Origin of the sequence: Ectothiorhodospira sp. 9100 (genome assembly GCF_022227565.1) — a bacterium.
GTDB classification, from domain to species: Bacteria; Pseudomonadota; Gammaproteobacteria; order Ectothiorhodospirales; family Ectothiorhodospiraceae; genus Ectothiorhodospira; species Ectothiorhodospira marina.
Genome location: NZ_JAJNAN010000116.1, coordinates 1 through 885, shown reverse-complemented (window position 1 = coordinate 885; position 885 = coordinate 1). Strand labels below are relative to the sequence as shown.

The window sequence follows — 885 nt, the reverse complement described above, 5'->3', positions numbered from 1 at the left end:
GTAAGTCAGGGTAACTTGCCGGGGGTAAGGGACAGACACTCACCCCCGCTGGCGCGGTGTCAAGTTCCAGTCCTTCGGGGGCCCTCGGCCGCGAATGGCGGCGCCCCGGATGCATCGGGTGTCCCGTGAGTTCGTGATACTGCGGGCCCTCACGCCACTTGCCGGGCCGGCACCTCCAGCATCGCTGCAATGCTTAAGTGGTAATCAATATCCGGCCACTCGACACCTGTCGCGTCGCAGATAAGTCGGTAGTGACGTAGCACCTTGACAGAAGCCTGCTCAAGCTCTGGGTACCAGCGAAGGGGCGTTGAGATACGTCGACCATCACTCAGTTCGACGTGAAGGTAGTGGTCGTCAAAATGAACTTCTTTACCTACCAAACCATGCATTCCATACCTCCAGGAACTGCTGCCTATGCAAGTCCAGTAGCTCAAGACACTCATTGAGCTCTTGCTTTTTGAGCGTTGAATATACCACCACGCTGGTCTCCATTTCGATCTTGGCCCAGCCATCGGACTTCATCACATGCACATGCGCTGGCGGATGTTCATTGGCATAAAAGAAGAATTTGAACCCTTTTTCGTTCAGCAGGGTGGGCACGGAGGATCCCTCACGTTTGATCCAGTTTTCCATCTCGCGGACGTTGCCGGGCCAGGTATGGTGTTCGATGGACTGGACGGCGTCCGGGGCGAAAGCCTTGATAGCGCGCACCTGCTGGTCGGCGAAGCGCCTGAGGAGCACGCGGGCGCCCTACCCCTCCCGCCCCATCTCATGCTTCTTCATCAAATCGTACAACGTCGGCCTGCTCACCCCCAGCAGCTCGGCTGCCCTTGAGATATTGCCGTCCACCATCTGCATGGCGCGGCGCACGGCGCGGCCTTCGGT

Annotated in this window: 3 protein-coding genes; all 3 read right to left on the bottom strand. The window is 58.4% G+C overall.

The features are described 5' to 3' along the window. Positions 1-149 precede the first annotated feature (149 nt). Positions 150-389, bottom strand: coding sequence for a DUF2442 domain-containing protein (locus tag LPW29_RS15195; RefSeq protein WP_238628713.1), 240 nt, complete (start codon positions 387-389; stop codon positions 150-152). Beyond that, positions 370-741, bottom strand: a complete 372-nt coding sequence (locus LPW29_RS15690; RefSeq protein WP_338018717.1) for a DUF4160 domain-containing protein — start codon at positions 739-741, stop codon at positions 370-372. The genes LPW29_RS15195 and LPW29_RS15690 overlap by 20 nt, the downstream gene beginning before the upstream one ends. Positions 742-750: 9 nt before the next feature. After that, a partial coding sequence (locus LPW29_RS15185; protein WP_274520345.1) for a helix-turn-helix domain-containing protein occupies positions 751-885 on the bottom strand: 135 nt, incomplete at its 5' end.